This is a genomic window from Mycobacterium sp. (genome assembly GCF_032161845.1).
In the GTDB taxonomy this organism is placed as follows: domain Bacteria; phylum Actinomycetota; class Actinomycetes; order Mycobacteriales; family Mycobacteriaceae; genus Mycobacterium.
In genome coordinates this window covers 21,501-29,046 of the sequence record NZ_JAVRQA010000366.1, presented here as the reverse complement: position 1 = coordinate 29,046, position 7,546 = coordinate 21,501, and the positions used below count along the sequence as shown (strand labels likewise).

Genomic DNA, 7,546 nt, shown 5'->3' with positions numbered 1-7,546 from the left:
GCGAGATCAGGAAGGCCGCACCGGTGGCTGACATGGCGATCGCCGTCCATCGCTGCCGCTTCGGGTTCAACAATCCGTTGACTCGCCGCGAGAGCAGATAGCCCGCGAGCATCGCCGGGATGAGTAGCGCGCAGGTGCGGAACGTATCCGCGTGCACCGCGCCGGTGATCGCCAGCACCGCGATCGACAGCACCGAACCGACCAGGAAGAACCCGCTCATCGTGCCCCGCAGTTTCGGCCCGCTGCTGTTCTGCCACACCAGTGCCATGGGCGGCCCGCCGATCGAGGTGGCGGTACCCAACACCCCCGACGTGGCACCGGCGAGCATCAGGTTTCGCCGCCGCGGCGCGGGAACCCAGCCGAGGCTGGTCAAGACGACACCGAACAGCACCACACCGGCGATCAGAAGCGCCAGCGCACGTTCCGGGATGGCGGTCAGCAACAGGGCACCCGCGATCGTTCCGGGAACCCGTCCCACCAGCGCCCAGCCGGTGCCGGACAGATCGATGGCCTCGCGCTCGCGCACGGTGACCATCAACGTGACGAGCGACGCCAGCATGATCAGCGTGCCGGGAATCAGGCTCGGGTCGATGATCGCGACGACGGGGGCGGCGAGCATGCCCATGCCGAAGCCGATCGACGCCTGCAGGCACGATCCCAGCAAGATCGCCAGGGCGATGACGGCGTACGCGGTGACGCTCACCGCGCTCAGGCGCTATGCGACAGCGCCGACGGTTCAGCCAGCAACGGGTGATGGCACTCCGCGCCGTGCGCCGCGACGCGGGGATCGGCTGCGCGCGAGGGGCGTTCGGATGCGCACACATCGGTCGCCTTCCAGCACCGGGTCCGGAAACGGCAGCCCGACGGGGGATTGAGCGGCGAGGGCACCTCACCCTTCAACAGGATCCGCTCGCCGCGGTCTGCCGCGTCGAGCTTTGGCGCCGCTGACATCAGGGCCGCGGTGTAGGGATGGTTCGGCGACTCGAAGACCGCTTCGGTGGGCCCTGATTCGATGATTCGGCCCAGGTACATCACGGCGACGCGGTCTGCGACGTGCCGGACCACCGAGAGATCGTGCGAGATGAACACGTACGCGATCCCGAGTTCCTTCTGCAGGTCGTTCAGGAGGTTCAGGACTTGCGCCTGCACCGAAAGGTCGAGCGCCGACACGGGTTCGTCGCAGATGATCACGTCCGGATTGAGTGCCAGCGCGCGGGCGATGCCGATGCGTTGACGCTGCCCTCCCGAAAATTCCTGCGGATACTTGTCCGCGGCCTTGGCGCCGAGACCGACCAGGTCGAGCAGGCCACGCACCCGCATGTCGCGGTCGGACCTGCTTTTGTGCATTCCCTTGTGGGTGCGCCACGGCTCGGCGATGATGTCACCCGCGGTCATCCGTGAGTTGAGAGATGCGTACGGGTCCTGGAACACCATCTGCACGCGGCGCCGGAACTTCAGCAGGTCCTTGCCGCGCAGGGTGAACGGATCGATGCCGTCGAACGAGACGCTGCCCGAGTCCGGGCGTTCGAGCATCATCAGGGTGCGGGCCAACGTCGACTTGCCGCAACCAGATTCACCGACGAGACCGAGGGTTTCCCCCCGGCCGACGTCCAGGGTGATGCCATCGAGTGCCGTCAAGCCGGACTTGCTGCCTGGCACCCGGAACGACTTGCGCAGATCGCGGACCTGGAGCAGTGGAGCTTCCGCCGTCCTCTCAGCCGCCGTATTCTCAGACATTGACAACCTCCTGCGGGAAGTGGCACGCGGCCCGGTGCCTGCTGCCGACGGTGTCCAGTGGAGGCCTGCTGATCCGGCAGACGTCCTGGACGAGTGGGCAGCGCGCCTGGTACGCACAGCCTTTGGGGATGGAGTGCAGATCCGGCGGTGCCCCGCCGATCGACTTGAGCTCGTCGCCACGGACCGCGTTCACGGGCACCGAATCGAGCAGGCCCTTGGTGTAGGGGTGCCTCGGATTGGCGAATACCTCTGACACCAGCCCGGTTTCGACGATGTTGCCGGCATACATCACCGCCACCCGGTCGGCTTCCTCGGCGACCAGCGCCAGGTCGTGGGTGATCAACACCATCGCCATGTCGTACTCGCTGCGCAGGCTGCGAAGCAGCGCCATGATCTGCGCCTGGACCGTGACGTCCAGGGCAGTGGTCGGCTCGTCGGCGATCAGGACGCGGGGGTTCAGCGCGACCGCCATCGCGATCAGCAGCCGTTGTCGCATGCCGCCGGAGAACTGGTGCGGGTAGGAGTTCAACCGCGCCTCGGGTTGCGGAATGCCAACGCGCGCCATCAGTTCGACGGCCTTTGCCTTGGCGTCCTTCGGCTTCATCCCATGGTGGATCTGAAAGGGCTCGGCGAGTTGGGTGCCGACCGTGTAGAGCGGGTTGAGAGCGGTGAGCGCATCCTGGAAGACGATCGCCAGCTCGGTGCCTGCCAGCCTGCGGCGGGCCTTGCGATCGACGGTCAGCAGGTCGGCCACGCCGTCGCGGCCGGTCAGTCTCGCGGATCCACCGGTGACCTCTGCGACGGGTTCGAGCAGGCCGACGAGCGCCGTCGCCGTCATCGACTTGCCACACCCGGACTCGCCGAGCAGCGCGAGCGTCTCGCCACGGCGGGCATCGAAGGACACCTCGTTGACGGCGCGCACGGTGCCGGAAATCGTGCGGATGTCGACGGTGAGCCCCTCGACCCGCAGCGCCGGGTCGACGTCGGCGGACGGACGTTCTGCGATGGCGGTCATGAGAGGGCCTTCGTGGTCTTGGTGAAGCGGGACAGTCGTTTCTGCGGCACGGTGAGCCGCCACCGCTGACCGGGATCGGTCGCGATCCTTGCCCAGGACGCGAGGATCGTGGCCGACACCGTGGTGATCACGATGGCCAGGCCGGGGAAGAACGACAGCCACCACGCCGAGTTCAAATAGGTGCGGCCCTGGCTGACCATGAGTCCCCAGCTGACGTCGGGGGGCTGGATGCCGATGCCCAGAAAGCTCAAGGAGCTCTCCGCCAGCATGACGTAGCAAAAGTCCAGGGTCGCGACGGTCAGCAGGGTCGGAAGGACGATCGGAAGCACGTGTCGGGTGATGATCGCCGACGTGCTGGCGCCGAAGGTGCGGGCGGCGTCGACGAACAACCGGCTCTGCAGCTCGGCCGACTCGGCGCGGGCCGTGCGCAGATAGACCGGGATGCGGGTAAGGGCAAGGACGGCAACGATGTTCGCCGCGCTCGGTGAGAACACGTAGAGGACGACGACGGCCAGCAGCAGCGAAGGGAAGCTCATGATCACGTCGGCCACCCGCATTGCGACTGTCTCCCGCCAACCCCGGTGGTACCCCGCCCACATGCCGATCAGGGACCCGATCACCGCCGAGATCACCACCGCGGGAATGGCAACCGACAGGGTGGTCCGACTTGCGACGATGAGCCTGGCCAGCATGCTGCGGCCCAGCGGATCGGTGCCGAGCACGTTCGCCCAGCCGTGCGCCAGCGTGAAGGGCGCCTGGTTGGAGTTGTCCAGGTCGATGGTGGTGGCGAAGTGACCCATCAGCATCGGTCCAAACAGTGCGGTGAGGAACACCAGAGCGAGCACGGCCGCGGCGCACGCGGCGACGCGATCGTTGGCCAACAGCCGGAACCAGACGGCCCGTCCGGACTTCTTCGAGGTGGCCTCGCCGACGATCGCCGTGGTCGGCTTGACGGGTACGAGGTCGAGTTGAGTGCTCATGTGGCTGTCTTCCTATACCCGTGCCGGTTCCCGGACGCGTGCGTCGAGCAGCGCGTAACAGGCGTCGATGGCGATGTTGAGGATGAAGATGCTGACGGCGGTGAGCAGCACCGCTGCCTGCAGGACGGCGAAGTCGCGCTGCAGGATCGCGTCGATCATGAGCTTTCCGATGCCCGGCCAACCGAAGATCGCCTCGACCACGACGGCGCCGTTGATCAGGCCCACCGCGAGGTCGCCCGCAACGGTCAGGGCAGGGGCGGCCGCGTTGCGGAGCGCATGGTGGGTGACCACCCGCAGGTCGCCGGCCCCCTTGCTCCTGGCCAGCCGCACGTACGGGGCCGACAGCGCCGAAACCATGGCGCCGCGGACGACCTGCGTCAGCACGCCAAGCGGACGGATCATCAGCGTGGCGATCGGGAGGATCCACGCCAGCGGCCCGTCGGTGCCCGAGGTCGGCAGCACACCAAGCAGCACGGCGAAGAGCCAAACCCCGGTGATCGCGAACCAGAAGTCCGGAATGCTCGCCGCGGTCATCGACAGCAGGCTGGAGAGTCGGTCGGCAAGCGAGTTGGGCCGGTAGGCAGCCCAGCAGCCGATGACCACGGCGCCGACGATGGCCAAGAGCATTGTCGTGAAGGCCAGTTGGAGCGTGGCGGGAAAGGCGCGGAACGCCATCTCCGATGCCGACTCCCCCGTCCGCAGCGACGTCCCGAAGTCGAGGTGAAGCACTCCCTTGAAGTAGTCGGCCAGCTGGGTCAGCATCGGCTGGTCGAACCCGTTCTTGGCGGCGAATTCGGTGCGCTGTTCGGGAGTCGCCGACTCGGGCAGGTAGAGGTTGGTCGGGTCACCGGTGAGCCTGGCGAGAAGGAACACGCCGAGCAGAACGATGATCAATGGCAGTGCGCTGGTGTACATCCGGCGCCTTACGAACGAGAACATGGGCTGTGTCTCCTCGTGCTACTGGGTGTTCGTACGGTCGGCCGATGCGAACGTCATCTCGGACAATCGCATTTCGTCACCGGTCGCGGAATTGGGCTGATAGTCGACGCGCGGCGACTTGCCGAGGATGCCCTTCATGTGGGCGAGGTAGGCCATCTGCATGATCTCCTGCGGTTCCTCGGCGAACAGTTTCGCGAACGCATCCTGGCGGGCCTGGCCGGTGAGGGCCTCCGCGGCCTCGATCTTCTTGTCGAATTCGACTGTGCCGTAGTCATTCTGCGGTCCGGTGCTGAGGATGTACTGATCCATCGTGAAGGCGGCATCGCCAGCCTGGTTGCCGTGCATGATCATCAACAGATACGGGCCGGTGTCGACCGGGAACGGGCGTAGCTGGTACTGCAGCTGTGATGCCGTGTCCATCATCTCGATCTTGACGTTGAGGCCGATGTCTGCGAGTTCGCTCTGGATCACCTCGACGGTCTCGGCGATCTTGGGGAACTGCGCCGTGCGGCCGATGAGCCGGATCTGGGTGTCGACCGGGACACCGTCGGCCTTGGCCTCGGCGACCAGCGCCTTCGCCTTTTCGGGATCGTGGGGCCACAGCGGCAATTCGTCGTTGTATCCCACGACGCCGGAGGGGATCAGCTGCGATGCCGGCTCGCCGAGACCTCGGAATAGCGCCTTCACTATGCCGGTGCGATTGACGGCGTAGTTGATCGCCTGCCGCACCCGCATGTCGTTGAGCGGCGCCTCGGTAGCCTGCATCCGCAGGGCGGTGGTCTCGTTGTTCTGGAACGGGACGCCGAGTGCGCCTGCTCCATCCTCGGGGCCCAGGCCGACGGCGATGTCGGTCTCGTCGTTGGTAATCATGGCGGCTCGGACGGTGCCCTCGCTGCGCCACTGATACTCGGCGCGGGCGAACGCGGGCGGCGGGCCCCAGTAGTGGGGATTGCGCGCCAGCGTCAGCTTCTGGCCGAAGTCCCAGTTCTCGATGGCGTAGGGGCCGGTGCCGATCGGTTCGCGGACCTTCTCGGTCATGCTGGTGCCGCGCGGCACCATCTCGACGAACGAAATGCGCAGCGGCAGAATCGGATCCGGCTTATCGGTGCCGATCGTCAAAGTGGTGTCGTTGGGCGCGGCGATCTTGAGCTTCTCGTCCCCGAACACGTATCCGTCGACGTTGCATTGCAGATCGGAGTTGACCGCGCGGTCGATCGCGAAGGCCGCGTCGTCGGCGGTGAAGGGCGCACCATTGGAGAAGGTGACACCGGAGCGGACGTCGAAGGTCCACTCGGTCGGGGAACTCTTGCGCCACCCGGTGGACAGCAGCGGTCGAAGGTCTCCGGAACTGGGGTCGCGCTCGATCAACGGTTCGCTGATGTTGGACCGCACCACGACTCCGGTCGACGTCAACGAGCTCTCACACGGCTCGAGCGTCGGCGGTTCCTGCGGCAGCACGATGCGCAGGGTGTTGGCGTCGTAACCACCGTGGCCGGAGTTGGCGACGGTGCAGCCGCTCGTCGCGACGGTGAGTACCGCGACGCCGACGGCGAAGGCCGCTCTCGAACTCATGTGTCCTCCAGGGCTGCTGGTGTGGCGTCCACGTATGTGGATACGACGTGTGATCGCAGACACACCGTAAGGACGGTGTTTTGCCAGCGTCAAGCCACCCGAACGGCCGAAAAGTCCGTCTGCTCATGGCCTGCTGACCGCACTCGATCCGACCAAAACAGGCGTTGAGCTGCGGATCCGGGTGGGCCCGTCGCGAGTTGATACCCTGCTGGCGCTGCCAATCGACCGTCCATGCAGGTTGGACATGAGTCCATGCTAATTCGGGGTTGGACGGGTATCCGCAGGTCGCCGTACCGTGGTGAGCACCATGAGTACTCGCCATCGCAGTCCCCAGAACCGGACCGTGCTGCAGGTCGGCCCGCTGAAGCCCTCGCTGGAGCAGACCCTCGCCGAGAACTACGCCGCATACCTGCTGCCGGTGGAGCCGTCCGAGCGCGAGGCGTTCCTGTCCTCGCACGGCGCAGAGATCACCGCGGCGGTGACCTCCGGCCGGACCGGAGTCGACGCCGCGTTGATGGCGGCACTTCCGAACCTCGGCGCGGTCGTCAACTTCGGGGTCGGATACGACACCACCGACGTCGACGCCGCCGCGGCGCGGGGCGTCGGCGTGAGCAATACGCCCGACGTCCTGACCGACTGTGTCGCGGATACCGCGGTGGGACTGATGATCGACGTGATGCGCCAGTTCTCGGCTGCGGACCGCTACGTCCGCGCTGGACAGTGGCCGCTCACCGGCAACTACCCACTGACCCGTCAGGTCAGCAACAGCCGGGTCGGCATCATCGGCCTCGGCCGCATCGGATCGGCAATTGCCCAGCGGCTCAGCGCATTCGGATGCACGATCTCCTACCACAACCGCAGTGAGAAGCCCGACTCCCCGTACACCTACGTCGAATCCCCCGTCGAACTCGCGCGCGGCGTGGACGTGCTGGTGGTCGCGGCGGCGGGCGGTAGCGGCACCCGGCAATTGGTCGACGCCGACGTGATCGACGCACTCGGCTCGTCGGGGTATCTGATCAACATCGCCCGTGGCAGCGTCGTCGACGAGCCGGCTCTGGTCGACGCACTCGCACACGGCCGGCTGGCGGGCGCGGGGCTCGACGTGTTCGCCGACGAGCCGAACGTGCCCGCCGAACTCCTGACATTGGACAACGTGGTGCTGTTGCCACACGTCGGAAGCGGCACCGTCGAGACGCGGGCGGCGATGGAGCAGCTCACGCTGCGCAACCTGGACGAGTTCCTGGAGTCGGGTCAGCTGGTGACGCCGGTGCCGATGCCCGCCACGACGTCGAGCTAGCTACTC

General features: G+C 66.6%; 7 protein-coding genes. 1 reads left to right on the top strand and 6 read right to left on the bottom strand.

Features of this window, described 5'->3' with window-relative positions:
* The 6 genes from QOD90_RS20005 to QOD90_RS19980 all read right to left on the bottom strand — a co-directional run.
* On the bottom strand, window positions 1–703 hold a 703-nt coding region (locus QOD90_RS20005), incomplete at its 3' end, for a TSUP family transporter (protein WP_526352572.1).
* Window positions 704–708: 5 nt separating this feature from the next.
* Entirely contained in the window at window positions 709–1,737 is a 1,029-nt protein-coding gene (locus QOD90_RS20000) for an ABC transporter ATP-binding protein (RefSeq protein WP_526352571.1), read from the bottom strand.
* Window positions 1,730–2,752, bottom strand: a complete 1,023-nt coding sequence (locus QOD90_RS19995; RefSeq protein ID WP_526352570.1) for an ABC transporter ATP-binding protein — start codon at window positions 2,750–2,752, stop codon at window positions 1,730–1,732. Before QOD90_RS19995 ends, QOD90_RS20000 begins: the two co-directional genes overlap by 8 nt.
* Window positions 2,749–3,732 carry an ABC transporter permease gene (locus QOD90_RS19990; RefSeq protein ID WP_526352569.1) on the bottom strand — a complete coding sequence of 328 codons (984 nt, stop codon included), beginning with the start codon at window positions 3,730–3,732 and terminating at the stop codon, window positions 2,749–2,751. The genes QOD90_RS19995 and QOD90_RS19990 overlap by 4 nt, the downstream gene beginning before the upstream one ends.
* Window positions 3,733–3,744: 12 nt before the next feature.
* On the bottom strand, window positions 3,745–4,671 hold the full coding sequence (locus QOD90_RS19985; RefSeq protein ID WP_526352568.1) for an ABC transporter permease: 927 nt from the start codon (window positions 4,669–4,671) through the stop codon (window positions 3,745–3,747).
* Window positions 4,672–4,689: 18 nt separating this feature from the next.
* A complete protein-coding gene (locus QOD90_RS19980) occupies window positions 4,690–6,243 on the bottom strand; it encodes an ABC transporter substrate-binding protein (RefSeq protein ID WP_526352567.1) in 1,554 nt (517 codons plus the stop codon).
* A 307-nt stretch (window positions 6,244–6,550) separates the two neighbouring features.
* Between QOD90_RS19980 and QOD90_RS19975 the strand changes: the two genes are divergently transcribed.
* Window positions 6,551–7,540 carry a 2-hydroxyacid dehydrogenase gene (locus tag QOD90_RS19975; protein ID WP_526352566.1) on the top strand — a complete coding sequence of 330 codons (990 nt, stop codon included), beginning with the start codon at window positions 6,551–6,553 and terminating at the stop codon, window positions 7,538–7,540.
* Window positions 7,541–7,546 lie beyond the last annotated feature (6 nt).

Excerpts from the sequence above, each read along its gene's own strand:
- QOD90_RS19975 (WP_526352566.1), top strand. The coding sequence starts at position 6,551 with ATGAGTACTCGCCATCGCAGTCCCCAGAACCGGACCGTGCTGCAGGTC.
- QOD90_RS19980 (WP_526352567.1), bottom strand. The coding sequence starts at position 6,243 with ATGAGTTCGAGAGCGGCCTTCGCCGTCGGCGTCGCGGTACTCACCGTC.
- QOD90_RS20000 (WP_526352571.1), bottom strand. The coding sequence starts at position 1,737 with ATGTCTGAGAATACGGCGGCTGAGAGGACGGCGGAAGCTCCACTGCTC.
- QOD90_RS19995 (WP_526352570.1), bottom strand. The coding sequence starts at position 2,752 with ATGACCGCCATCGCAGAACGTCCGTCCGCCGACGTCGACCCGGCGCTG.
- QOD90_RS19990 (WP_526352569.1), bottom strand. The coding sequence starts at position 3,732 with ATGAGCACTCAACTCGACCTCGTACCCGTCAAGCCGACCACGGCGATC.
- QOD90_RS19985 (WP_526352568.1), bottom strand. The coding sequence starts at position 4,671 with ATGTTCTCGTTCGTAAGGCGCCGGATGTACACCAGCGCACTGCCATTG.